This is a genomic window from Candidatus Pelagibacter sp. PS_37 (assembly GCF_059417825.1).
The window spans coordinates 106,865-133,260 of sequence record NZ_CM182067.1 but is presented as its reverse complement, the minus strand read 5'-3'; the positions used below and the strand labels follow the sequence as shown (position 1 = coordinate 133,260).

At 28.6% G+C, this 26,396-nt stretch carries 22 protein-coding genes, 2 tRNA genes and 2 rRNA genes; 11 read left to right on the top strand and 15 right to left on the bottom strand.

Annotation, left to right across the window (positions count from 1 at the left end; all coding sequences use genetic code 11):
• Nucleotides 1-11 precede the first annotated feature (11 nt).
• Nucleotides 12-1,193, top strand: coding sequence for an aminotransferase class I/II-fold pyridoxal phosphate-dependent enzyme (locus AC5SL9_RS00695; RefSeq protein ID WP_494574117.1), 1,182 nt, complete (start codon nt 12-14; stop codon nt 1,191-1,193).
• Here the strand turns inward: AC5SL9_RS00695 and AC5SL9_RS00690 are convergent.
• Nucleotides 1,177-1,863 (bottom strand): acylneuraminate cytidylyltransferase family protein, encoded by a 687-nt coding sequence (locus tag AC5SL9_RS00690; RefSeq protein WP_494574116.1) that lies wholly within the window; start codon nt 1,861-1,863, stop codon nt 1,177-1,179. The two genes, AC5SL9_RS00695 and AC5SL9_RS00690, sit on opposite strands and share 17 nt — an antisense overlap.
• Before the next feature lie 3 nt (nt 1,864-1,866).
• Between AC5SL9_RS00690 and AC5SL9_RS00685 the strand changes: the two genes are divergently transcribed.
• Nucleotides 1,867-2,691, top strand: coding sequence for a Gfo/Idh/MocA family oxidoreductase (locus tag AC5SL9_RS00685; protein ID WP_494574115.1), 825 nt, complete (start codon nt 1,867-1,869; stop codon nt 2,689-2,691).
• Nucleotides 2,684-3,397, top strand: a complete 714-nt coding sequence (locus AC5SL9_RS00680) for an NAD-dependent epimerase/dehydratase family protein (RefSeq protein ID WP_494574114.1) — start codon at nt 2,684-2,686, stop codon at nt 3,395-3,397. The genes AC5SL9_RS00685 and AC5SL9_RS00680 overlap by 8 nt, the downstream gene beginning before the upstream one ends.
• Here the strand turns inward: AC5SL9_RS00680 and AC5SL9_RS00675 are convergent.
• Genes AC5SL9_RS00675 through AC5SL9_RS00665 form a run of 3 tightly spaced genes read right to left on the bottom strand, consistent with a single transcriptional unit; the run spans nt 3,394 to nt 6,110 of the window.
• The gene (locus AC5SL9_RS00675; RefSeq protein ID WP_494574113.1) at nt 3,394-4,371 is read right to left on the bottom strand and encodes a Gfo/Idh/MocA family protein; all 978 of its coding nucleotides are present in this window, start codon (nt 4,369-4,371) and stop codon (nt 3,394-3,396) included. The genes AC5SL9_RS00680 and AC5SL9_RS00675 overlap by 4 nt on opposite strands.
• Complete coding sequence (locus tag AC5SL9_RS00670; protein WP_494574112.1) at nt 4,346-5,422, bottom strand: N-acetylneuraminate synthase family protein; 1,077 nt, start codon at nt 5,420-5,422, stop codon at nt 4,346-4,348. The genes AC5SL9_RS00675 and AC5SL9_RS00670 overlap by 26 nt, the downstream gene beginning before the upstream one ends.
• 19 nt (nt 5,423-5,441) lie before the next feature.
• Nucleotides 5,442-6,110, bottom strand: coding sequence for a PIG-L deacetylase family protein (locus tag AC5SL9_RS00665; RefSeq protein ID WP_494574111.1), 669 nt, complete (start codon nt 6,108-6,110; stop codon nt 5,442-5,444).
• Between the two features lie 23 nt (nt 6,111-6,133).
• Here AC5SL9_RS00665 and AC5SL9_RS00660 point away from each other — a divergent pair, with 23 nt between their 5' ends.
• Nucleotides 6,134-7,837, top strand: a complete 1,704-nt coding sequence (locus AC5SL9_RS00660; RefSeq protein WP_494574110.1) for an ATP-binding cassette domain-containing protein — start codon at nt 6,134-6,136, stop codon at nt 7,835-7,837.
• A complete protein-coding gene (locus tag AC5SL9_RS00655) occupies nt 7,834-9,075 on the top strand; it encodes a DegT/DnrJ/EryC1/StrS family aminotransferase (protein WP_494574109.1) in 1,242 nt (413 codons plus the stop codon). The genes AC5SL9_RS00660 and AC5SL9_RS00655 overlap by 4 nt, the downstream gene beginning before the upstream one ends.
• Here the strand turns inward: AC5SL9_RS00655 and AC5SL9_RS00650 are convergent.
• Together AC5SL9_RS00650 and AC5SL9_RS00645 are read right to left on the bottom strand one after the other, a co-directional pair.
• Nucleotides 9,069-9,878: a cytidylyltransferase domain-containing protein gene (locus AC5SL9_RS00650; RefSeq protein WP_494574108.1), complete on the bottom strand. Its 810-nt coding sequence runs from the start codon at nt 9,876-9,878 to the stop codon at nt 9,069-9,071. The genes AC5SL9_RS00655 and AC5SL9_RS00650 overlap by 7 nt on opposite strands.
• Complete coding sequence (locus AC5SL9_RS00645) at nt 9,856-10,626, bottom strand: SDR family oxidoreductase (protein WP_494574107.1); 771 nt, start codon at nt 10,624-10,626, stop codon at nt 9,856-9,858. The genes AC5SL9_RS00650 and AC5SL9_RS00645 overlap by 23 nt, the downstream gene beginning before the upstream one ends.
• Nucleotides 10,627-10,648: 22 nt before the next feature.
• Here AC5SL9_RS00645 and AC5SL9_RS00640 point away from each other — a divergent pair, with 22 nt between their 5' ends.
• From AC5SL9_RS00640 to AC5SL9_RS00620, 5 genes are all read left to right on the top strand, one after another.
• Nucleotides 10,649-11,311, top strand: a complete 663-nt coding sequence (locus AC5SL9_RS00640) for a glycosyltransferase family 2 protein (RefSeq protein WP_494574106.1) — start codon at nt 10,649-10,651, stop codon at nt 11,309-11,311.
• The gene (locus tag AC5SL9_RS00635) at nt 11,301-12,350 is read left to right on the top strand and encodes an N-acetylneuraminate synthase family protein (protein WP_494574105.1); all 1,050 of its coding nucleotides are present in this window, start codon (nt 11,301-11,303) and stop codon (nt 12,348-12,350) included. Before AC5SL9_RS00640 ends, AC5SL9_RS00635 begins: the two co-directional genes overlap by 11 nt.
• 8 nt (nt 12,351-12,358) lie before the next feature.
• A complete protein-coding gene (locus tag AC5SL9_RS00630; RefSeq protein ID WP_494574104.1) occupies nt 12,359-13,885 on the top strand; it encodes a hypothetical protein in 1,527 nt (508 codons plus the stop codon).
• A 2-nt stretch (nt 13,886-13,887) separates the two neighbouring features.
• On the top strand, nt 13,888-14,616 hold the full coding sequence (locus tag AC5SL9_RS00625) for a class I SAM-dependent methyltransferase (RefSeq protein ID WP_494574103.1): 729 nt from the start codon (nt 13,888-13,890) through the stop codon (nt 14,614-14,616).
• Nucleotides 14,617-14,698: 82 nt separating this feature from the next.
• Nucleotides 14,699-15,265: an SDR family NAD(P)-dependent oxidoreductase gene (locus tag AC5SL9_RS00620; protein WP_494574379.1), complete on the top strand. Its 567-nt coding sequence runs from the start codon at nt 14,699-14,701 to the stop codon at nt 15,263-15,265.
• 95 nt (nt 15,266-15,360) lie between these two features.
• On the opposite strand, the gene AC5SL9_RS00615 is transcribed toward AC5SL9_RS00620, so the two are convergent.
• The 4 genes from AC5SL9_RS00615 to AC5SL9_RS00600 form a co-directional block, all read right to left on the bottom strand.
• A 23S ribosomal RNA gene (locus AC5SL9_RS00615) occupies nt 15,361-18,114 on the bottom strand.
• 149 nt (nt 18,115-18,263) lie between these two features.
• Nucleotides 18,264-18,339: transfer RNA gene (locus tag AC5SL9_RS00610), tRNA-Ala, on the bottom strand.
• An 11-nt stretch (nt 18,340-18,350) separates the two neighbouring features.
• Nucleotides 18,351-18,427, bottom strand: a tRNA-Ile gene (locus AC5SL9_RS00605).
• A 98-nt stretch (nt 18,428-18,525) separates the two neighbouring features.
• Nucleotides 18,526-20,000: ribosomal RNA gene (locus AC5SL9_RS00600) — 16S ribosomal RNA — on the bottom strand.
• Together the 16S and 23S rRNA genes with 2 tRNA genes alongside form the textbook arrangement of a ribosomal RNA operon.
• A gap of 330 nt (nt 20,001-20,330) precedes the next feature.
• On the opposite strand from AC5SL9_RS00600, the gene AC5SL9_RS00595 reads away from it, so the two are divergent.
• Entirely contained in the window at nt 20,331-21,629 is a 1,299-nt protein-coding gene (locus AC5SL9_RS00595; RefSeq protein WP_494574102.1) for a M23 family metallopeptidase, read from the top strand.
• A gap of 2 nt (nt 21,630-21,631) precedes the next feature.
• On the opposite strand, the gene AC5SL9_RS00590 is transcribed toward AC5SL9_RS00595, so the two are convergent.
• From AC5SL9_RS00590 to AC5SL9_RS00570, 5 genes are read right to left on the bottom strand one after another with little or no spacing between them, the layout of a single operon-like run.
• Entirely contained in the window at nt 21,632-22,108 is a 477-nt protein-coding gene (locus tag AC5SL9_RS00590) for a DUF4167 domain-containing protein (protein ID WP_494574101.1), read from the bottom strand.
• 12 nt (nt 22,109-22,120) lie between these two features.
• Complete coding sequence (gene prmC / locus AC5SL9_RS00585) at nt 22,121-22,963, bottom strand: peptide chain release factor N(5)-glutamine methyltransferase (protein WP_494574100.1); 843 nt, start codon at nt 22,961-22,963, stop codon at nt 22,121-22,123.
• Nucleotides 22,964-24,037, bottom strand: a complete 1,074-nt coding sequence (prfA, locus tag AC5SL9_RS00580) for a peptide chain release factor 1 (protein WP_494574099.1) — start codon at nt 24,035-24,037, stop codon at nt 22,964-22,966.
• A 5-nt stretch (nt 24,038-24,042) separates the two neighbouring features.
• Nucleotides 24,043-25,143 (bottom strand): flavodoxin-dependent (E)-4-hydroxy-3-methylbut-2-enyl-diphosphate synthase, encoded by a 1,101-nt coding sequence (gene ispG, locus AC5SL9_RS00575; protein ID WP_011281768.1) that lies wholly within the window; start codon nt 25,141-25,143, stop codon nt 24,043-24,045.
• A gap of 3 nt (nt 25,144-25,146) precedes the next feature.
• On the bottom strand, nt 25,147-26,358 hold the full coding sequence (locus tag AC5SL9_RS00570; RefSeq protein ID WP_494574098.1) for an aspartate kinase: 1,212 nt from the start codon (nt 26,356-26,358) through the stop codon (nt 25,147-25,149).
• Nucleotides 26,359-26,396 lie beyond the last annotated feature (38 nt).

Below are 26,396 nucleotides of genomic sequence, written 5' to 3'. Positions count from 1 at the left end.
AAAAAAAGATAATGAGCAATCTTATTAACTACTCGAAACCCAAAATATTCCAACAAGATATTCAAAATGTTGTTAAAATTTTGAAATCAGGATATTTAACCCAAGGTAAATTTATAAATCTATTTGAAAAAAAAATATCAGCATTTGTTGGCTCAAAATATTCTTTAGCAGTTTCTAATGCAAGCGCAGCTTTACATCTTGCTTGCGCAGCGATGAAAATAAACAAAAATGATATTGTGTGGTGTAGCTCAATTACATTTATTAGCAGCATATCTTGTGCAATGCAGTTTAAATCAAAAATTGATTTAGTAGAAATTTCAGACAAAGATTTTAATGTTGACGTAAGCATATTAGAAAAAAAGCTAATAAATGCAAAAAGAACTAAAAAATTACCTAAATTAATTATTTTGACACATTTAGGTGGAAACCCATGCAACTTGAAAGAAATTTATAAATTAAAAAAAAAATTTAAATTTAAAATTATTGAAGACGCCTCACATGCGCTTGGTTCAAAATATGAAGGTCATTATATAGGGAATTGCAAATTTTCTGATTTAACTGTTTTTAGCTTCCACCCTGTAAAAACAATTACTACTTTAGAGGGAGGCATTATAACAACTAATAAATATAATATTTATAAAGAGATAGATATATTAAGAACCCTAGGAATTGATAGAGTTTCGAGTAAATCTAATAAAAATTTTAAGCATCACTGGTATTATGAGGTCAAAAAATTAGGTTACAATTTTAGATTGCCAGAAATTCAGGCATCTTTGGGTATAAGTCAGTTAAAAAATCTTAAAAGAATTGTAAAAAAAAGAAATTTTATCGCACAATATTATAAAAAAAAACTTAAAAATAGTAATTTTTTTAGTTTTCAAAATATTAAAAAAGACAATTTATCAAGTTACCACTTATTCATAATTAAAACTAAAAAAAATATAAGTATAAATCAAAAAATAAAATTTTATAAATTAATGCTTAAGAATAAAATAAAATTACAATTACATTATGTGCCACTATATAAGCACCCATTAATAAAAAATTATATAAAAAAAAAATTTAAAAATTTTACAAATTCTGAAAAGTATTTCAAAAATTGTTTTTCAATTCCTCTATATTATGATTTGAGCATTAAAAAACAAAATAATATATTAGCTAAACTAGATAAATGTATTAAGTTAGTAGTTTAGTTCTTTCCGCAAACTCAAAATCAGTAATGTCGTCTATATCAATTCCATTAATAAGTTTAATCTCATAATATTTAGTTTTTTTATTAATAAAATTTTTATGTTTCAAAAAATCACTAACTTTTGCTGATCGTATAGCTCCCGTTAAGGAAAAAAAATGATTTGTAGGTTTGTATTTTGTATTTATAAATTTTCTATATAAAAAATTAAGGTGATCCATTTTTTTTCCATATAATGAATAATTTGGATTTAAAAAATTTGGAAACTTAATAATTGTACATAAAAAAGATAAATTATTTTTAACAAAATAATTTTTGAAATTAATGATATCTTTTGAGTTTCTTAGTGGACAGTTAGGCATTAATAAAAAAACTTCATCATAATTTAATTTTAGTTTTTTATTTATTTCATTCAAGCTCTCATAAACAACATCATCTGTTGAACTTCTATTGGTATTATGTTTTTTTCTTAAAAATGGACATGATGCTCCATATTTTATAGAAATTTTTTGGGTAATTTTGCAATCTGTACTAACAAAAACATAATCAAAAATTTTTGATTTTAAACAAGCTTTTATTGTCCAATAAAGCATTGGCTTACCATTAAATTTTTTAATATTCTTATTTTTTAATCTTATTGAGTTTTTTTTTGCGGGGATTACTGCTATTCTCATAATATGAAAATTGGTGTTATTGGTTATTCAAAATTTAATGGTCATCCTTATTCTTTATCAGCTATAATTAATGGAACTAATAGAAAAAATTACAACATATGTCCCTACAAATATATAAAAAAATATTTAAGAAACTATAAAAAAAATTTAAGTCCTGCTAAAGTTACACACATATGGTGTAAAAATATAAGTATATCTAAAAGAATTTCTAAGTTTGCTAAAATTGATATTGTTTGTAAAGATTTTAAAGAAATGGCACCAGAGATTGATGCTGTTATGATTTTGATTAATGAAGAAAAAGCTAAGCATAAAATATTCAGCTATTTTAAAAAATTTAATATACCAATTTTTATTGATAAGCCTCTTTGCACTTCAAAAAAATATCTAAATAAATATAAAAAAGACAAAAGTAAATTTTTTTCTATTTCAAGTTTCTATTTTTCAAAAGATAGAGCTGAATTTGAGAAAATTATAAATAAAAACAATCGATTTAAAATTATATGTAAAATTGGCAAAGGCTGGAAATATTACGGAATACATATTTTAGATTTCATAAGAAATGCACTACCTAATTTAAATGATGTAAATATACTGAAAGAAAAAAATAAAATTATTATCCGTAAAACTAATTCTCAAATTATTGAAATAATCACTTACAAAAATAAAATAAAACCCTCAATTGAAGTAATTACACCAAAAAATAAGAAGAAATTTCATTGTTCTGATACATTAAATTCAATGAGAAATATGTTAATTTCATTTATAAGTTCAACCTACAAAAACAATAAAAAATCATTTAAAACATTGGAATATTTAACAAATGAGTAAAAATATATTAATTTTTGGAGGCACAAGCCATATTGCAAAAATTATTTATTCTAATTTATTAAAAAAAAATAATGTAATATCTGTCAGTTCATCAAAAAAAAGAATGGACCAGTTAAAAAAAAAATACAAAAATTCTGATAATTTTTACTCATTTTATTTTGACTACGAATTAAAAAATTTAAAAAATTTAGTATTATTTTTGAAAAAAAATAATTTTAAAGAATTGTCAATTCTGTATCTTTATAGGAATAATAAAAATTATGAAAATGATAATTTTAACCTTTGGAATAATGAATTAAAAGATCAAATTACATTGCCTTATTTTATTTGTAAAAAATTAGATAAAAATTTTAATATCAAAAAATTTATTTTAATTTCTTCGATATATTCAGATCTACTTCCCCCTAAAAAGCTTCATAAAAATATCAAAAATTTCCCTATAAATTATTCAGTTGCTAAAGCTGGAGTTGAAAAATTGACAATGTATATGGCTGAACTTTATAAATTTCCAGTTTTTTGTATTAAATTAGGTGGTGTTGAAGGGAGAGCAAATAGAAAATTTTTAAATAAATATAAACAACATACAATTGGTAAATCCATGCTAACTAAAAATGATTTAAATAAAATATTTGAAGATGCTTTCGAAAATGAGAATGGATATATAACTGGTAGAACTTTACAATTTGATTATTTTTTTAGATCTTAATTATTTCTAATTTTTTTTATAATTTTAAGAAAATTAATACCCTCTTCAAATGTGATCATTTTGTTGTATTTTTTTTTCCCACTTAACAATTTTTTTTCATAATAAAGTAATTGATCTTTTAAACTGTTATTTTTTTTTAACTTTATTTTTTTCAATTTTTTTTTATTTGAAATAATTATTTCTGATTTTATTGGTTTATTGGTTTCAGAGTAAATTATTTTAAGTTTATTAAAATAAAAGTGAATTAAACGCTCTCGATAATTACTTAAATAATTTACATCTATGCATGCTGTAATTTTTGAATTAAATTCTAAAATAATACTACTTAGTGAGTCATAAATATTATTTTTTTGTTTTGTTTGCCTAACAAGAGATTTAATTGATTTTATTTTACCAAAAACTTTAGTTATTAATTGTAATTCATGAGATAATACATCGTTTAAAACACCTCCTCCTTTTGAATTATTTTGATAATAAGCTTTATTATTGTTTTGAGTTCTCATATTTTTAACATCAAATGAAAATAGAAAATTAATATGAATTAATTTATCTGGTTTTATTTTAATTATTTGGTTTTTAAGAAAAGTATAAAAATTATCAAATAACAAGTTGCAACTTATTGCAACTTTTAATTTTTTTTTGTTAATCAAAGTGTTTATTTGAGATAGTCCATTTAAATTATTGCAAATAGGCTTCTCTGCAAGAAAATTAATATTATATTTTAACAAGAGTTTGTAATATTCAATCCTTTGGTCTGGAGGTGTGCAAATAATAGCATAATTAATCTTATAAGAATTTTTTTCCAAAAAAATTCTTAATTTTGATAGTAAAATTTTATTATTTAATTTATAAAATTTAATATCAAAAATAAATACATTATGAGTTTTTTTTAAAAAACTAAAATATTTTTTACCAATAGATCCATATCCAATTAATAAAATATTTTTTTTATTTAATTTTAATATCTGTGGCAAATAACCTTTTCCCTTTTTTAATATTTCTGACTGCCACAACCAATTTCTTTTTTTTAACAATTTCGTAAAATTTTTTTGGTGTTAAGCCAGCCTCTGGTGATAAAAAGCTGAAGTCTGTTATTTTTAAAATTTCCCCTTTTTTAATATTTTTATTGCAGAATAAACTTTTTCTCGTTTTTTTGACATTAGACTTAATTTTTTTTATAAAATTAATTTTTGAATTTATTATAGTCTCTATATCTCTCACATTTTGAACAAATTTTGCTAAATCATGAGCCTCTAAAGACATACAATGCTCTACACTTTTTTCATATTTATTTAGTGTAATAGTCTTCTCAATTAAATTTGCTCCTCTGGTTATTGATATATAAGATATTAGCTCACCCGGAGAATGATCTGAAAAACCAACCACAACATTAAATTTTTTTTTTAAATAATTAATATTTTTTAAACTTACATTTCTAATTTCAGTAGGGTAATTAGGTGGATTGTAATGAACAATAATATTATTATTTCCTGAACTACGAATTGTTGAAATTGCTTGTTCAATTTCTTTTAGAGTAGAGTTACCAGTGTCAATTTGTATACATTTTTTTGTCTTTGCTGCATATTCAATTAAAGGCAAGTTAACACAATCAGATGATGAAATCTTTATAGTGTCAACATTTTTTAAAGCTACAAATTCTATATCCTCAAAATCCTCAATTGAGCAAAAACACTTAATTTTTTTTTTCTTACAATAGCTGAATAGTTTAGACCACTCGTCCAAATTCATTGATCTTCTTTTTATAATTTTATGATATTTTTCTGTAATTTTTTTAAATTTGTTATTTTTTAATAAAATTTTATAAGAAAAATTAATTTTTTTATTTTTTGTAATTTTATTTATATTACTGACTAATTGAAACTTTATAGCATCTGCTCCGGCTGCTTTAGAAAAATCAACTAATTTTTTAGCAGAAGAAAGACCTTTATGAGTTGCCCCAGCTTCAAAAACAATAAATGTTTTTTGCCTTTCTCCAATTCTTGCATTACCAATTTTTGCAATCATAAATTAATTTTTAAAATTATTAAGTTATAACCCTAAAAACCTCAAACGCCTCTGCATATTTTACATTTACTTGACTTCCACGAAATATGGCTAGCGATTTTATCGCTTCCAGCGATCTGGGACCTTTAAATTTATCTAGTTCTCGATTATAAATTTTACACAATTTCAATTTAAGATTTATGAATTTCGAAATGTCTACAAAATAATTTGGAGAAAATTGATTATGCTTATCATAAAATTGATGTGATGAAGATACAATTTCAAAAAATAATATCTTTTCAATGTTGGTCAAATTTTTTGTTCTTAAAACTGTCAATACAGCCTCTGATGTTTTTCTATGATCTATATTTAAGTCATTTGGATGGTGTGTATAAATAATATTTGGTCTTATTTGATTAAATATTTTTTCTATTTCTAAAGTTATTTCTAAATTAGAAAAATTATCCATCTGATTATCTAAAAAATCTAAATGATGAATAGATTTAAAATTTAAAATTTTATTTACTTTTTTCAACTCATTATGTCTCGAATTTTCTTTTTTATTGGTGTGTTTTCTCGAGGTAAAACCATCAGCTGTAAAAATTATATTTATTTCATCACCGTTCAACTTATGCTTTAAGATAGCTCCTGAGCATCCAAATACTTCATCGTCGTGATGTGAGGCAATAACTAAAACTTTTTTTTTCATAACTATAAGTATATAAATTGAGTATGCTTTTTAATATAATAAACTTTTTAACAAAAAAAGAGAAAAATCTTTTTTATTTATTGGTATTTCTAGGCTTTATATTAAGTATTTTTGAATTAGCTGGAATTATGTCAATAATTCCTTTTTTAAGTGTTCTAATCGATCCTAGCACACTAGATGAATTTTTTATTATAAAAAATTTTTTTGCTAATCAATATATTGATGAAAAAAAAATAAGATTAATTTTAGGTTTCATATTTATAATAATAATTTTTTTTTCTACTTTATTAAATATTTTTAATATATGGATGGTAAATAGATTTATAGTTAATTTGGAATATAATTTAGCAAAAAAAATTCTAAAAAGTTTTCTTGGAAGAAGTTTAAGTTACTACTCAAATATTAATAGTTCAAAGATTACTGGTCAAGTTCTTGAGGAAACTACCAGGGTTGCAAATGGAGTAATAAATTCAACATTAAATTTAATCAGTAAATCTTTATTGATAATTACAATAAATATAGGGTTGATTATAATCAATCCGAAATTAACTATCTACCTATCTTTAACTCTATTTTTTATATTTTTTATTATTTATTTTTTTACTAGAAAATTAATAAAAAAGAATGGGAAAAAAATCAGCCAATTTATTCCAATCCGACAAAAAAAACTTTTTGAAGGAATCGAATCTTTCAGGGAATTAAAGATATACAATAAAGAGCACATAGTACTTGATATTTTTAATTCCATTTCAAATAAAATTGCAAAATTGAAATGGATAAACTCCTCTTTAGCTCTTACACCAAGATATTTACTTGAATTTTTTTCTTTTTCTATAATTGTCTTTCTGTTAATTTTTTTTTCAAGTAATAGTTTTTTTTCTATGCTTCCAGTTTTTGGAGTATTTGTTTTTTCATTTTATAAAATGCTACCTGCTGCACAAAATATTTATATTAGTCTTGCTCAAATCAAAGGAGATATATCTGCTTTTGATAATATTAAAAATGAAATCAATTTTGAAAAAAAAATTTATTCAAATAAAAAAAATGCTAATAAGGAAAAAGTTGAATTTAATAATCTTCTAGAATTTAAAAATATAAACTTTTCTTATCCTAATAAACTAAATATTTTTAAAAATTTTAACTTAAAAATTAAATCTGGTGAAAAAATTGGAATTAAAGGAAAATCTGGTGTTGGCAAAAGCACGCTAATCAATATAATTTGTGGCTTTTATCAAGTTTCTAATGGAGAAATTTTTATAGATAAAAAGAAATTAACAACTAATGGAATTGTCAGTTGGCAGAAAAATATTTGCTATGTTCCTCAAAAAATATATTTATTTGATAATACAATTTTAAATAATATTACGTTTTTTGATGATGAAAAAAATATAGACAAGGATTTTATAAGAAGAATATGCAAGTACAGCATGCTTAATGATTTTGTAAAAAAAATGAAAAAAAAATTAAATTCTACCGTTGGTGACAGAGCGTCAAGACTTAGTGGTGGTCAAGCTCAGCGAATTGGTATTGCCAGAGCTATGTACTCTAATGCGGAATTAATAATTTTGGATGAATCAACAAACTCATTGGATAAAAATACAGAAAAAAAATTAATTAAAAATTTTTTTACTTTAAAAAAAGATAAAACTATAATAATCGTATCTCATCATGAAAATAATTTAAAATACTGTGATAAAGTTATAGATTTAGATAATTTAAAAAAATGAACATAAAGAAAAAAAAACAAGGTTGGAGATTTAAAGGTAATGAAATCACCTATTTAAAAGATTTGCTATCAAAAGATTTTGCAGCTGGTGATGCCTCAACATATAATGAAAGATTAGAGCAATTATTTGCAAAAAAACACAAACAAAGATATGCAATTACGGCAAATTCCGGAACTTCAACATTGCACATGGCTTTAAATGCTTTTGGGGTTGGTCATGGTGATGAGGTGATTTTACCAGCTCTTACAGTTACTCTTTGTGGTTTTGCTATTTGGCAATGTGGAGCTACTCCAGTCTATGCTGATGTTAAGAATGATACTTTTTTAATTGATCCTAATGATATAAAAAAAAAAATTACTAAAAAAACCAAAGCTATAATGGTTGTACACCTTTATGGATTAATGGCAGATATGACTTCTATTAAAAAAATAGCCAAAGATCATAATCTTTATATTTTAGAAGATTCTGCTCAATGCTTCTTGGGAAGAGATGAAAAAAATAGAATTAGTGGTGCATGTTCTGACGTTGGAAGTTGGAGTTTTGAAAATACAAAACATATAACAACCGGAGATGGTGGTATCGTTACCACTAATAGTGAAAAATTAGCTGAAAATATGAGAAAATTTGCAAGCGCAGGATACAAAAACCTTACTGCAAAAACTGGAAGAATTAGAATTGATAGAAATAAATTTCAAAATCCGAATTGGTTTAGGCATGAGATGTTTGGTTACAATTATAGATTATCTGAAATTTGTGCAGCCGTGGGTTTAGCACAACTTGAAAGATTAAATTTTTTTTTAAAAAAAAGAATATTAATGGGTGATTTGTTTTTAAAAACTATAGAATCGTTTAAAAATGATTTACTCATTCCTCAAAAAACACCAAAAAAATTCTTTCACACATATTACACATTTGCTTGTTTATTTAATGGAGGTAAATATGGAATCAAATGGGAAGAGTTTAGATTAAAATTTATTTCATTTGGTGGAGATGGAATATACGCTGCTTGGAAATTAGTTAGTGATGAAAAGCCTTTCAAAGAAGGTAGGCTAAAAGGACTAAAGTCAGGATCAATGCAACTAACAAATAGTTATGGCTGGGGTTTAACACCAATAGCAAAAGAGTTGCAAAAAAATCTAATGCAATTTACGACTAATCAAAATAATAAATCGGAAATGTTAAGACAAATAAATGCATTAAAGAAAACTTTGGCTTTTTTTGGAAAAACAAATCAGTAATTTATTTTATAAATCTTATTATTTGCTTTATATTTTAAGTTTAAAATTGATTTAGTTCTTGATATCCATTTTTTGTTAAGATTTAAAGATTTTAAAAATAGTTTTTTATTTTTTTTTATATAGGTGAGATAATTTTTTATATTAAAAGTAAAATTTTTTTTATTTAAAAATTGATAAAGACTATTAAATAATTGAAAGTCTTCTATGTAGTCAAGGGTAAACCTGCCCTCAAAAATTTTAGATTTTATAATTAATTTTTTTTTTTGGATGTATGGATGATTTAAAAAAAATAACATAAATCCATTTTGGTTATTTCTAGTTACAATATTTTGATAAACTTTCTTTAAGCCTTTTTTAGTGAATAATTTACAATTTAAGCCTAAGGGTAAATTTTCAGTATAAAGATAATCATAATTATTACTTAGTGATTTTTCTATTAATTTATCTAATATTTCAACATCTGTAAAAACATCATCTCCATCTACCTCTGCTATTAAATCAAAATTATAATATTGATTGGCATTATAAAATCTTTTTATTATGTTTTTTTCACTTCCTTCAAAAACTCCATAACCTAAAAATTTAATGAATTCTTTTAACTCACTGTCTATTTTATTTTTAGTAGTGCAGATAATTATATTTTTCTTTTCAACAAATTTACTTTTACATAAATTAGAAAGTAAAATTTCTATAATCTTTTTACCATCATAAAGATCTAACAATAGTTTTTTTTTTAATCTTGAGGAATTTAATCTACAAGGTATAAAAATACCTATTTTTTTACCACGCAGTGAAACCTCCATCAATAGTAAAAATAGCCCCTGTTACATAATCAGATTTACCAATTGAAAGATATTCGTAAATCTCGTTAAACTCATGTTCTTTAGCAAGCCTTTTCATGGGAGTAATTTTTGAATATTTTTTAATAAATTCCTTTGATTGATTTTTATTTTGAATTCCCCCAGGACATACAACGTTTACTCTTATTTTTTCTCTTGCATAATAAGTTGCTAAATATTTTGAAAAATTAATAATTGCACCTTTGGTTGTGGCATATGAAATTGGGCTATTTATTCCTGAGTCACCATAAATTGTATGATTTGGGGAATTAATTCCATAAGTTGAAGAGGTATTGACTATGGTGCCTCCACTTTTATTTTTTTTAAAAATTTTTACCATATGTTGGCAGATCAAAAACAAGCTATTTAAATTTGTATCAATAGTCTCTTTCCAGATTTTAAATGAGTAATCCTCAAAAGAATTAAAAAATTTAGCATGAGGCTTGAGTTTGGAGCCACCCTTAAAATGAAACAAATTTATACATGTATCAATTTTTTCAAAATTTTTTTTTAAAAATTCAAATTTTTTGTTTAGATTATTTTTATTAGTTATATCTACCTTAATAAATCTATAATTTATAGACTGATTTAAATAGGGATTTCTATCTAAATTTATGACAAAATGTTCTTTTTTTAAAAAATAATTAATAAGATTTCTACCAATAGTGCCACTGCCCCCTACTATTAAAATATATTTTTTATTTTTATTCATAAAAATATGATAATTGTTATTTATGTATTTTAAAGATATTTCTTTGATTATTCTTAATTATGATAGAGCAAATTTTATAGATAGAGCGCTTAGATCTTGTACTGATCAAATTTTATTTAATAAAAAATCTGAAATACTTTTACTAGATGATGGCTCGACAGACAACTCAATAGCGATTGCTAGGTCACAGAAAATACCAAATTTACGAATTATTAAAAACAATAAGAATAAAGGAATAGGTTTTTCATCAAATAGGGCCCTAGAAAAAATTAAGGGTGAATTTTTTATAAGAGTTGATTCAGATGATTTTATTAATAAGCATGCATGCGAAATGATGAGCAGTATCCTCATAGAAAACAAGGATATTGCTTACGTTTGTTGCGATCATTATAAAGTTGATTCTAAGGGTTTAGTTATAGAAAAAGTTAAACTAAATACTATTTCCAAGGTTAAAAATCATGGGGCAGGTATTATGTTTAGAAAGACTGCTGTGAAAGAAGTTGGGGGATATAATAAAAATTTAAAAATTTGTGAAGATTACGACCTGATTACAAGATTAAATAAAAAATATAATGGATTTTACCTTCCTGTTCCATTATATAGGTATTTTAAACATGAAAAAAATATTTCCAATAAAAAAGGAAGAAAATCAATAATATCTAAGTTAAAAAAAAATGAAATTTAAAATTGGTAAGGTCGAATTTAATAAAGACAAGTTTGTTCTAATTGCTGAAGCAGGTGTAAATCATAATGGAAGTCTCAAAATTGCAGAGCAGTTAATAAAAAAAGCAAAAAAAAGTGGAGCAGATATAATAAAATTTCAAACTTATAAATCAGAAAAATTAACAATTAAAAAAGCCCCAAGATTTTGGAATTGGAAAGGTGAAGTAAAAAAAAAAGGATCTCAATATGATTCCTATAAAAGATTAGACAGTTTTGAGGAAAAAGAATACGTAAAACTAAAAAAATTATGTGATAAATACAAAATTGAGTTTATGTCTACACCATTTGATTTTGATGCTGTAGTAATGCTTAAAAAAATTGGTGTAAAAGGATTTAAGATAGCATCGTGTGATATAACAAATTTTCCACTTCTTAAAGTCATAGCCAAAACAAATTTACCAATTATTTTATCAACTGGTGGTTCAAATATAAAAGAAGTAGCAGAAAGTGTAAAATTTATTGAAAAAAATGGGAATAATAAAATTTGTATACTGCATTGTACATTGTGCTACCCAACAAAGATAGGTGATGCAAACTTGCACTCAATAACTTATTTAAAAAAAAAGTTCCCAAATAAAATTATTGGTTTAAGCGATCATACATTGGGTGTAATAGCGCCTGTAATGTCGATAGTGCTTGGTGCAAGAGTAGTTGAAAAACATTTTACTATAAACAAAAAATTAAAAAAATCAGCAGACCATTGGCTCTCAGTTGATCCTAGGGAGCTTGAAGAGATAAGAAAAAAAGGTGATATGGCACTATTATCTTTGGGTAGAGAAAATAAAGAAGTTTTAAACTGTGAAAAACTTGCAAGAAGAAATGCCAGAAGAAGTATTGTTGCAAAAAAAAATATCAAAATAAATGAATATTTTTCATTAGATAACTTAGACTTTAAAAGACCAGGCACTGGGATCAGCCCCAAAATGATTACAAAAGTTTTAAATAAAAAAGCCAAGAAAAGTATTAAAAAAGATGAGATAATTAAAAAAAATCACTTTTAAATCTTTAAATGGAAAAAATATTTGTCTCAGGATTTTCTTCAAAAATTTTTATTGATGTATTTAATTCTAGAGAGTTTAAAAAAAAACATGAAATAGTTGGCTGGTGTTTAGATAAATATTTAATAAAAGATTTAAAAAATAAAAATAAATTCATAGACATATTTGATATACACTTTTGTATTAGAGGATTTGAACCAAGCCAAAAAACTCTCAAAAATACTGAGAAAATAGAGCTTAATTGTAAAAAAATATTTTATGATAATTATAATCAATTTATAAATCTATTTTCTAGAGTTGATCCAGAAAATATATTCAATTTATACAATCGCGAAACATATATTAAGCAAATTATCAATGCCTGGCATCATTATATTATTTTAAAAAATATAAAAACTATATTTCTATTCTATACACCACATTTAATACATGACTATGCAATTTATCAGATAGCTAAGCTATTAAAGTTAAAAATAATAATTTTGGAATCTACTAAATACATAAAAACTTATTTTTTTATTAACAAAATTGAGCAGCTACCTTATTTTGAAAAATTAACTTTGAACAAAGTGCATAAAAGAGCTCATGATAAATTTGAAATTAAAAAATTTCTAGAGAATAGAAAAAAAATTACTTTTTCTTATATTTCAGATATAAAAAATTATCAAAAAAGAGAAGCAATTAAATATAAACTTGGTATTTTGTATTATATTTATTTGTTTATGAGGACACTTTTATCCCCTAGTAAAAAATTATTTAATAAAAACTCAATAATATGGACTTATAAAAAAGAGAATTACTTAAGTTTAAAGAATTTGGTTAGTGAAAAAGATAATTTAATATTTTCAATAAAAAATAATTTAACAAATAAGATATTAGATAAAAAATATATAAAAATGTGTTCAAAAATTAACCTAGATACAAAATATATTTATTACAGTGGTAGTTTATTGCCAGAAAAATCAACAATACCAGACGCAATAAATAATTATAACGATATAGAAAATTTAAGACTAATTAGAGAAGTCTTTGGAAAAAAAATTCCCATTTATTATAAAATTCATCCATTATCATTTATTGGAAATAATATATCTCATAATTATATAGATGAAATATCATTTAAAACTATTGCCGATATGGACAATATAAAATTAGTCAATTATAATTTTAATCAAGCAGATCTAGTAAAAAATTCTTTTTTCAATGCTACGATCTCTGGAGATATTGGAATAGAATCAGTTTTAAATAATAAGCCTTGTATTCTTTTTGGAAATACCTGGTTTGCTAATTGTGAGGGTAATTTTATGATTAAGGACGTAAGTGACTTAATAATTTTTAAAAATAAGATTAATCATTTAAAAATAGATATTAAAAAATTTAAAAAAGAAATTTATCATAAAATTTATAAGAAAACATTTTCTTTTAAATACAATGATTCTTATCCATTATATGATAAAGATGAAACTTTAAATCTTAAAAATAAAAAAAATTACAATAAATATATTCAAGAAATTATAGAAATATTCAAAAATATTTAACTATGAATAAGATCAAAGTGTGGAATAAAAAAAATAATTATTTTAAAAAACAAATAAAAAAACCTTTATTATCTACAGTAGCATTTTTTAACTTTTTAAATAAATTTGGTCTTTTAGAGAAAGACTATTTGATTGATGCTGGATGCGGAAATGGAGCTAATTTAGACTTTTTAGTTAAAAATTATCAACTAAAAAGTAATTTAATTGGTTTTGATAATGCTAAAGATTTAATTAAAGTTGCTAAATCAAATTACAAAAAAATTAAAAATATAAAATTCTATGTTAATGATATCAATCAAATTACAAATAAAAATAGCTTAAAAAAAGGTAATAGTGGTATAATTTCAATTCAAGTTTTAAGTTTTTTAAAAAATTATAAGCGGGCAATTATAAATTTAACAAAACTAAATCCAGATTTTATATCTGTATCAAGTCTTTTTTGGGATTCAGATTTAAGTTTTGATATCAATGTAAATAAATGTAAAAATTTAAAAAGAAAAAAAATAGTCAATTACAATATTTATTCTTTACCTGAATATAAGTTATTTCTAAAAAAATTAGGCTATAAGTACATTAAAATATTAAAATTCATACCAAATAAAAAAATTTATACAACAAACAAAAAACAACTTGGAACTTATACTGTTGAAAACAAAAATGAAAGAATTCAAATTTCTGGTCCAATTTTGATGAATTGGTATTTTATTATTGCTAGCAATAAAAAATTATGAATAAAAAAATAGGTAAACAAATTTATACTTTTGCAAAAGAAATTTTTCCAATTCACAGGAGCATAACAGGTAAAGGTTTAAGATAAACATTGAAGATAAAAAACAAATAGAAAATTTTTTTAAGAAACAACATTCTTACATTCAAAAATTTAAAAAAATCACTTTTATTAATTTTGCTACTTATAAAAAAGATGATTTAATTTTAAATATAAAAAACAAAGATATTAAAAAAACTTTTTCAATTAATTTATTTTCTAATATTTATTTTGTTCAAAATTTAATAAAAAATTTTTACTCTAAAAGTTTAAATATAATTTTTATTAGCTCCTCATTAGGAAAAAAAGTTGATACTGGTACGTTGCTTTATTCTTCATCAAAAGTTTCTTTGGAAAGTTTAATGAAGGCAATTGTAATTGAATATTCTCAATTTAATTTAAGATGTAATACTTTAGTTTTGGGTTTTTTTAAATCACCCTTATGGGATAAACTAGACAATATTAAGAAAAATAATATCACAAAACAAATACCATCAAAAAAAATTGGTAAGGACAAAAGCATTATTAATTCAATAAATTTTATTGAGAATAATAATGAATTAAATTCAAGCTTAATCTATTTGGATTCAGGATTCGGTTCAGTAAAAACATAATTTTAATATTATAAAAAAACCCCAACTGTTTAGATTGGGGTTATAAAATAAAATATCAACTATCTTTCTGGTTACTTAAAAATTTTTTCAGTGCATAAATCAAGCCAATTGAGCTATTAGTACTGGTCAGCTACACGCATTACTGCGCTTCCACATCCAGCCTATCAACGTGGTGGTCTACCACGGCTCTATAGGAAGAACTAGTTTTGAGGTGAGTTTCCCGCTTAGATGCTTTCAGCAGTTATCTCTTCCATACTTAGCTACCCTGCACTGCGGCTGGCGCCACAACAGGTCCACCAGTGGTATGTTCAACCCGGTCCTCTCGTACTAGGGTCAACTCCTCTCAATTCTTCTACACGCATAGCAGATAGGGACCGAACTGTCTCACGACGTTCTGAACCCAGCTCACGTACCACTTTAATTGGCGAACAGCCAAACCCTTGGGACCTGCTCCAGCCCCAGGATGTGATGAGCCGACATCGAGGTGCCAAACACTGCCGTCGATATGAGCTCTTGGGCAGTATCAGCCTGTTATCCCCGGCGTACCTTTTATCCGTTGAGCGATGCCCCTTCCACTCAGAAGCACCGGATCACTATGACCGACTTTCGTCTCTGCTCGACTTGTCAGTCTCACAGTCAGGCAGGCTTATGCCATTGCACTCTACGAACGATTTCTGACCGTTCTGAGCCTACCTTCGCACGCCTCCGTTACTATTTGGGAGGCGACCGCCCCAGTCAAACTACCCACCATACAATGTCTCGCTGCCGGATGACGGCTAGCGGTTAGATGTCAAGAAAAACAAAAGAGGTATTTCACTGGTGACTCCACAAAAGCTGACGCCTTTGTTTCAAAGTCTCCCTCCTATGCTAAATATGTTTTTCCTAACACCAATGTAAAGTTGCAGTAAAGGTGCACGGGGTCTTTCCGTCTAACTACGCGAACTCCGCATCTTCACGGAGAATTCAATTTCACTGAGTTGATGTTGGAGACAGCGGAGAAATCGTTACGCCATTCATGCAGGTCGGAACTTACCCGACAAGGAATTTCGCTACCTTAGGACCGTTATAGTTACGGCCGCCGTTTACTGGGGCTTCAGAAGTTAGCTTGCACCAACCGCATTAACCTTCCAGCACCGGGCAGGCGTCAGACCCTATACATCCACTTACGTGTTAGCAGAGCCCTGTGTTTTTGATAAACAGTCGCTTCTCCCTGGCTTGTGCCACCCTTCTATAGTTGCCTACAAAAGGGTCTTCCTTATCCCGAAGTTACGGAAGCATTTTGCCGAGTTCCTTCAACATCATTCTCTCAAGCGCCTAAATATACTCTATTAATCTACCTGTGTCGGTTTCGGGTACGGTCTTCATGATGGAGCTATTTCTTGGGACCTCTTCGCGGCAAGTTCAATCCATTAAGAACTCACAACTTACGAAATCCGTCACTACCATCAGGTCAAGGAATATTAACCTTGTTTCCATCGACTACGGCTTTCGCCCTCGCCTTAGGTGCCGACTAACTCTACGCGGATTAACCTTGCATAGAAACCCTTAGATTTTCGGCGACGAAGTTTTTCACTTCGTTTATCGTTACTTATGTCAGCATTCGCACTTCTGATACCTCCAGGATCCCTCACGGGTATCCCTTCGCAGGCTTACAGAACGTTCCGCTACCCCTTACAAAGTTCGAAAACTTTGCAAAGCCACAGATTCGGTACATGATTTTAGCCCCGTTACATCTTCGGCGCAGAAACTCTATTAGACCGGTGAGCTGTTACGCTATCTTTAAAGGATGGCTGCTTCTAAGCCAACCTCCCGGCTGTTAAGGAATTTCCACATCCTTTCACACTTAATCATGATTTTGGGACCTTATCTGGTGGTCTGGGCTCTTTCCCTCTCGACCATGGACCTTAGCACCCACAGTCTGTCTGCCGAAGAACAATGTCTAGCATTCGGAGTTTTATTAGGTTTGGTAAGAATCTCTTCCCCCTAGCCCATTTAGTGCTCTACCTCTAAACATCTATTTATTCGACGCACTACCTAAATAGTTTTCGCGGAAAACCAGCTATCTACGAATTTGGTTGGCCTTTCACCCCTTACCACAAGTCATCCAAAGACTTTTCAACGTCAACTGGTTCGGTCCTCCGGTTGGTGTTACCCAACTTTCAACCTGCTCATGGTAAGCTCATTCGTTTTCGGGTCTAATTCATTAAACTAATCGCCCTATTAAGACTTGCTTTCGCTGCGCCTACACCTAGATGGCTTAAGCTTGCTTAATAAATTAAGTCACTGACCCATTATACAAAAGGTACGCCCTCACCCTAAAAAGGGCTCGGACTGATTGTAGGCATGCAGTTTCAGGTTCTATTTCACTCCCCTAATAGGGGTTCTTTTCACCTTTCCCTCACGGTACTAGTTCACTATCGGTCACTGAAGAGTATTTAGGCTTAGAGGGTGGTCCCCCTATATTCGAGCAGGATTTCTCGTGTCCCGCTTTACTCAAGAATTTTGTTAGACATTACTCATACGGGACTATCACCCTCTATGGTTAGCATTTCCAAACTATTCAAATTTTTCTAACAAAACTACTGGCCTACTCCGCGTTCGCTCGCCACTACTAACGGAATCTCAATTGATTTCTTTTCCTCTGGTTACTTAGATGTTTCAGTTCTCCAGGTTGTCTCTTTAAACCTATGTATTCAGTTTAAAGTACCACATAAAGTGGTGGGTTTCCCCATTCGGAAATTTTCGGATCAAAGCTTACATACAGCTCCCCGAAACTTATCGCAGTATATCACGTCCTTCATCGGCTTTCAGTGCCAAGGCATCCACTACACGCCCTTAAACGCTTGATTTATGCACAGAAAAAAATTCTTTTAACAGAAAATTTATCTATGTTGTGATCAAATTTTTATTTTGAACATTAAATAATAACTTTTAATGTTCGGATATAGATATTGATATAAATTATTTTTATTTACAATTTTAATAACTAAATGTTTCCTGGTGGAGGATACAGGGATCGAACCTGCTACCTCCTGAATGCAAATCAGGCGCTCTCCCAGATGAGCTAATCCCCCATTTAGGTTTTTGGTGGGCCGAGAAAGACTCGAACTTTCGACCCCACCCTTATCAAGGGTGTGCTCTAACCAACTGAGCTACCGGCCCTACAAGAAGGAAACATTACTTTAAGAAGAGAAATGAGGACGGTCAACATTACCGATGTATATTATTTAGAGTGAAATTTTACTTTCACTCATCCTTAGAAAGGAGGTAATCCAGCCGCAGGTTCCCCTACGGCTACCTTGTTACGACTTCACCCCAGTCGCTGACTATACCGTGGTCAAGGGTTTAAAACCTTGCCTTAAGGTAGAACCAACTCCCATGGTGTGACGGGCGGTGTGTACAAGACCCGGGAACGCATTCACCGTGGCACGCTGATCCACGATTACTAGTAATTCCAGCTTCATGCACTCGAGTTGCAGAGTGCAATCCGAACTGAGGCATCTTTTCGGGATTTGCTTAACGTTGCCGTTTTGCTTCCTGTTGTAGATGCCATTGTAGCACGTGTGTAGCCCAACACGTAAGGGCCATGAGGACTTGACGTCATCCCCACCTTCCTCCAGCTTATCACTGGCAGTTCTTTCAGAGTGCCCAACTTAATGATGGCAACTAAAAGTGAGGGTTGCGCTCGTTGCGGGACTTAACCCAACATCTCACGACACGAGCTGACGACAGCCATGCAGCACCTGTGTTTCGTCCGGCCGAACCGAAAACTCTAATCTCTTAGAGTCGCGACGAACATGTCAAGTGTTGGTAAGGTTCTGCGCGTATCTTCGAATTAAACCACATGCTCCACTACTTGTGCGGGTCCCCGTCAATTCATTTGAGTTTTAACCTTGCGGTCGTACTCCCCAGGCGGTGTGTTTATCGGTTTCCCTGCGACACTGAAAATAAATTTCCAACGTCTAACACACATCGTTTACGGCATGGACTACGAGGGTATCTAATCCTCTTCGCTACCCATGCTTTCGTTCCTCAGTGTCAGTAATGATCCAGAAAGCTGCCTTCGCAATTGGTATTCTTTCTAATATCTACGAATTTCACCTCTACACTAGAAATTCTGCTTTCCTCTATCATACTCTAGCTGAAAAGTTTTGATGGCAGTTCCAGAGTTAAGCTCTGGGATTTCACCACCAACTTTTTCAACCACCTACGAACTCTTTAAGCCCAGTAATTCCGAACTACGCTAGGTCCCTTCGTATTACCGCGGCTGCTGGCACGAAGTTAGCCGGACCTTCTTATTCGGGTACAGTCATTTTCTTCCCCGACGAAAGAGCTTTACAACCCAAAGGCCTTCTTCACTCACGCGGCATCGCTGCATCAGAGTTTCCTCCATTGTGCAAGATTCCCCACTGCTGCCTCCCGTAGGAGTTTGGGCCGTGTCTCAGTCCCAATGTGGCTGATCATCCTCTCAAATCAGCTATTGATCATAGTCTTGGTAGGCCATTACCCTACCAACAAACTAATCAAGTGCGGGCTCATCCAATGGTGCATAAAGCTTTCTCCGTAAAGACTTATCCGGTATTAGCACAAGTTTCCTCGTGTTATTCCAGGCCAAAGGGTAGATACCCACATGTTACTCACCCGTCTGCCACTAAGTATTGCTACTTCGTTCGACTTGCATGTGTTAGGCGTGCCGCCAGCGTACGTTCTGAGCCATGATCAAACTCTCAAGTTAAAAAACGGCGCACACTAGCTTCATATATAAATTGTAAGAATACAATCCATACGATTTTGAAGTGTGTACGACAAATTTTGGTAACCTTAACCGTCCACACTTCTCTTCTTAAATTTTTACTTTTTAAATAGCTAATTGGGTTTAAAACGCCCAATAATCCTCACTAATCTATTGAGTAAACAATAATTTTACTGAGAAAGTGTGCTGCTTATAAGCTAAAATAAAAGTAAATCAAGCATTTAGCATTTAAATAAATGCTCAAATATATCAATAAATACTAGGTTTTTTTTGATTTTTAGTCATTACTAAATTAATAATTCAAAGTTCAAGATGATATTTAGTTCAAATAAAATAATAAAAATAATAAAAAAAAACATTGAGATTACTTTTCTTTTCTTACTATTGTTAATTACGATTTCAAGCACCAGCATCTATAACGAAAAAAAAGTATTAATAGATGAAAATTACAAAAATTTAATAAATAATATTTATTTCCAAAAAAGTGTTAACCAAATTTTTGACAATCTAGTTCCAAGATATAAAAATATTGATCATAAAATTTCTAGTGGTGAAACCTTTGATAAAATTTTAAATAATTATTCAATACCAAATGAAGAAATTAATCAGATCAAAAAAAAATTAAATTCGGATTATAATATAAATAATCTTCAGCCAAATCTTGAAATAAAAATTACTATTGATCAATCAAATAATAAAAAAATTACTTCTTTTTTATTTCCAGTTTCTAGAACAGAAAAAATTCAATTAACAAGAAATCTAGATAATAATCTTTTTGAAAAAAAAATAATCATTACAAATTTAAATAAAAAAATTGTTTTTAAGGAAGGAAAAATTACACAAAGTTTATATAAAACAGCTATTGATTTGAAAGTTCAGCCAAACGTAATTATTGAGTTTGCAAGAATTTATGGATTCCAAGTTGATTTTCAAAGAGATATTAGAAAAAATGATAATTTTCAAATCATGTACGAAGTGTTTGAAGATGATGATGGTAAAATATTTGAGACAGGTAATATAATTTTTGCAGATCTAAAGCTAAGTGGAAAAAATAATGCATTATATTATTTTCAAAAAAAAGGAAGTGAAGGACACTATGATGAAAATGGTAAGAGTGTTGAAAAAGCATTGATGAAAACTCCTATTAATGGTGCAAGGCTTTCTTCTGCATTTGGAATGAGAAAACATCCTATAGATGGTTTTAATAAAATGCATAGAGGAACTGACTTTGCAGCCCCAATGGGCACTCCTATTATGGCATCTGGAAGTGGTCTGATAACTAGAGCAAGATGGTGTGGTGGTGGTGGAAATTGTATTAAAATAAAACATAATTCAACTTATGAAACTATTTATGCTCATATGAAAAATTTTGCTAGAGGAATAAAAGAGGGAATAAGAGTAAAACAGGGTCAGATAATTGGTTATGTCGGGTCGACTGGAAAATCTACAGGTCCACATCTACATTATGAAGTAGTTGTAAATGGAAAAAAAGTTAACTCTCAAAAATTAAAGTTGCCTTCTGGTAAAACTCTTAAAGGAAAAGAAAGAGAAATATTTGAGGTAGAAAAAATTAAATTAGATGTTTTAAAATCAGAATTAATTATTGGATAAAATTAACTAGCAGCGACTTTCTTTTCAACCACTTTTTTATCTACACTTTTTACAACTTTTTTAACTTCAGGTTCGGTCACTTCTTTTTTAACCGTTTCAGCTTCGGTTTTAATAGTTTCTTCAACCTTTTTGTCTGAATCCACTGGCTTAATAGTTGCAGTTGCAGATGAATTTACTCTAGCCATTCTAAGGCTTTCTTGCTCGTTTTGAACTCTTGTAAAGTGATCCGCATGTTGAAAATAATTTTCAGATAAAATTTTATCTTCATTAGCTAAAGCCTCTCTCGCTAAATCATTGTATTTTTCAATAAGTTTAACCGCATTATGATTATTTCTACCTGGAACTTTTCTTTGAAAATTATCATTATTAGAAAATTTTGACCCTTCATTATTGCTTCTAAATGGAGGTCTTCTATTATTATTGCTTCTAAATGGAGGTCTTCTATTGTTATTACTGTTATTACTTCTAAATGTTACCATAATATTTTCAATTTAAATTTTAGTGCTGATTATACAGCGATCATTGTTGCCATAATCTTTTATGGCTTTGTTAACGTAAAAACCTTCTTCTTTTAATATTTTTATAACTTTATTTTTTTGATTAAAACCAATCTCTAAAATAAATTTACCATTTTTCTTAATCAGATTATTTGTCTTATTGATTACTTTTCTGATTTTTGAAAAACCATCAAACCCACCACTTAAAGCTAACTTTGGCTCAAAATTAACTACATCTTTTTCCAAATATTTTAAACTTAACTGTTCAATATATGGAGGGTTCGAAACAATGACATCATATTTGCCATTATTAAAATTGTCAACACTTGAGTGAAAAAATTTTACTCGATTAGTTAAGTTTAGTTGTTTTGCGTTAAATTTACTTACATTTATACTTTTTTTAGAAATATCTATTCCAGTTCCATAAAAATTAGATCTCTCTTTTAATATAGATAAAAGAATGCATCCAGATCCAGTTCCAATATCGAGAATTTGTAGTTGATCATCTTTTGAATAAATTTTTAAAACCTGTTCTATTATTAGTTCACTATCAGGTCTTGGAATTAGCACATCTTTATTGACAAAAAATTCATCTTTCCAAAACTCTTTTTTATTTATTAAATAAGCAATTGGTTCACCTTTTTTTCTTCTTTCAATTAAACTTTTAAATTTTCCTAATTGCTCTGAGTTCAAAACTTCTTTAGGGTTTAAAATAATATGCTTTTTATCTCTTTTAATCGAGTTGGATAATAATATCTCACTATCAAGTTGAGGGTTGGTTATCTTATTTTTTTGTAAGATATCTATTCCTTCATTTAGAATATTTTTTATATTCATTTAATTAAGATTGCTCAATTTTTCTTCTTGTGCTTGCAGCGTTAAGCTTTCTACCATTTCGTCAAAGGCTTCGCCTTCTAAAAAAGCTTCAAGTTTGTGTAAGGTTAGATTAATACGATGGTCTGTTACTCTTCCTTGTGGAAAATTGTATGTTCTAATTCTTTCAGAACGGTCTCCAGTTCCTATTTTGCTTTTTCTATCCTCTGATCTTTCACCTTCTATTCTTGATCTTTCTAATTCATAAAGTCTTGATCTTAAAATTAACATCCCTTTTGCTTTATTTTTGTGTTGTGATTTTTGATCTTGTTGAGATACAGATAATCCAGTTGGAATATGAGTAATTCTCACGGCACTATCAGTTGTATTAACGGATTGTCCACCTGGGCCACCAGCTCTAAAAACATCAATTCTTAAGTCTGAGTCATTTATTTTTATATCAACCTCTTCTGCTTCTGGTAGAACAGCCACTGTTGCAGCAGAAGTGTGAACTCTCCCTTGAGTTTCTGTATCTGGAACTCTTTGAACACGATGAACTCCACTTTCATATTTTAATGTTGAATAAATATTTTTCCCCCTAATTGATGCAATAACTTCTTTCAGTCCCCCTGCCTCACTCTGAGACATACTTATTAATTCTAATTCCCATTTTTTTTGATGACTAACTTTTTCATACATCTTAAAAAGATCTGCGGCAAACAAACTTGCCTCTAACCCTCCCGTACCTGCTCTTATTTCTATAATTGCATTTTTTTTATCTGCCTCATCTTTTGGTAATAAAAATAGTTTTAATTTTTTTTCTATGGATTCGTTTTCTAATTTTAAATCTTTTAATTCTACTTCAGCCATTTCTTTAAACTCATTATCACTATTTGAGTCGCTTAATATTTTCTCCAGATCTTTTTTTTCACCCTCATAAGAAAAATATTTTCTAGCATCATCAATTACTTCGTTTAAATCCGAGTATTCTTTTGATTTTTCGGCAAAAAGTTTTTTATCCACTTCACCTGATGATAGCTCTTTCTCCAAAATAGAATGCTTAGATATTAAATCTTCAATAGTTTTTAGAGGTATCATTGTATTTATAATTTTTTATCAAGTTCAGCAGCTTTTTTTTCAACTTCACTTACAACTCTTGATATTATATCTTCTGATAAAACTTTTTCACTTTGAATGCCAGATAAATAAAGCATATTATTACCCTTACCGCCTCCAGTAATTCCTATATCTGTCATCGCTGCTTCTCCAGGTCCATTAACTACACAGCCAATAATCGATAATGTTAAAGGGGTTTTGATGTGAGCTAGTTTATCTTCTAATATTTTTACCGTGTCAATTACTTGAAATGCTTGTCTTGCACATGACGGACAAGATATAATTTTTACACCTCTATTTCTTAAATTAAGTGACTTTAATATTTCATTACCAATTTTAATTTCTTTAACTGGATCATCAGACAAAGAAATTCTTATAGTATCCCCTATTCCATCCATTAAAAGTGAGCCAAGACCTATTGATGACTTAACACTACCCGATACAAAACCTCCAGCTTCTGTGATCCCTAGGTGTAATGGATAATCTGTAACTTTTGATAGTTGACGATACGCTGCAATAGATAAAAAAATATCTGAAGATTTTACACTTATCTTAAAATTAAAAAAATCTTGGTCTTCTAAAATCTTAATATTCCTTTGCGCACTTTCAACTAAAGCTTCTGGGCATGGCTCCTTATATTTTTCTAAAATATCTTTTTCAAGAGAGCCGGCGTTAACACCTATTCTAATAGAACAATCATTATTTTTAGCAGCACTAAGCACGTCATGTATTTTTAATTTATCCCCAATATTTCCTGGATTAATTCTTAAACATTTTGCTCCATTTTCAGCAGCTTCTATTGCTCTTTTATAATGAAAATGAATATCAGCAATTATTGGAACAGATACATGTTTTGTAATTTCCTTAAGGGCTAATGAAGACTCTTCATCTGGACACGAAACTCTAACCAGATCAGCACCCTCTTCATGAATATCATTAATTTGTTTTATTGTGGCCTGAATATCAGTTGTTAAGGTATTGGTCATTGATTGAACAGAAATTGGATTGTCACCACCTATTTTTACATCACCAACATTTATTACTTTTGTTTTTTTTCTATGAATGTCTCTAAATGGTCTTAAGCTCATAAGTTAATCTAACTTAAATTCTTTGTGAAGCACTGCTACTGCTTTTTTTATCTGTTTATTTGAAATTAAAACTGAAATTTTAATTTCAGAAGTTGAAATAACCATTATGTTAATCTTTTTTGAAGCCAAGGCTTGGAACATTCTATAGGTAATTCCTGGGGTTGTAATCATACCCACACCAATAATAGATACTTTTGAAACATTATTGTCATACGTAAGTTTTCTAAATGAAATTCTTTTATTTTGTTTAATTATTTTTTCTGTTTTTTTTACATCCTCAGATTTAATTGTAAAAGTTAAGTCTGTTTCTTTTCCATTTAAAGAAATATTTTGAACTACCATATCAACATTAATTTGATTAAGTGATAATGGTTTAAAAACAGCAGCTGCTACTCCTGGTCTGTCTTTAACGCCCACAATCGTAACTTTAGAATCATTTTTTGTAGAAGTAATTCCAGTTATTATTTGATTACTGAAGGTTTTTTTTGCACCAGTTATTAATGTGCCTTTCTTTTTTTGAAATGAAGATTTAACTGAAAAATTAATATTATTTAGTTTTGCATCTTGCACAGATGTAGGTTGCATAACCTTTGCGCCTAATGATGCCATCTCTAACATTTCATCATAGGAAATTTTATGAATTTTCTTGGCTTTAGAATGATTTCTTGGATCTGTAGTATAAACACCATCTACATCAGTGTAGATATCACACGCATCAGTATTAAAAAATTTTGCAAGCATTATTGCTGATGCATCAGTTCCACCTCTGCCCAGTGTTGTAAGTCTATTTTCTAAGTTAATGCCTTGAAAACCAGTTATGATAGGTATTCCACCTGATTTCATGAAACTAAGTATTTTTCCTTTATTGATTTTGCTAATTCTTGAAGAGCTATAAGGTCCTTCTGTAATAATTGGTAGCTGCCAAGACATCCATGATCTAGCTTTAAAACCAAGGTGTTTTAATCTACCAGCAATTAATGCACAAGTTGCTTGCTCTCCTGTTGCTAACAAAACATCATATTCTGCTGCATCAAAGGTATTACTTAATTCTTTTGTTTTTTTTATTAATTCATTGGTTGTGCCACTCATTGCAGATGAAACCACAATGACACCCATTTTCCTCTTTTTGTAAGAGGAAATAATTTTTGCTACGCTCTTTATTCTATCTATACTTCCAACGGAGGTTCCACCGAACTTTAATACAACAGTTTTCATTGATAATTTTGTAATTTATATTTGATAAAATACATCTT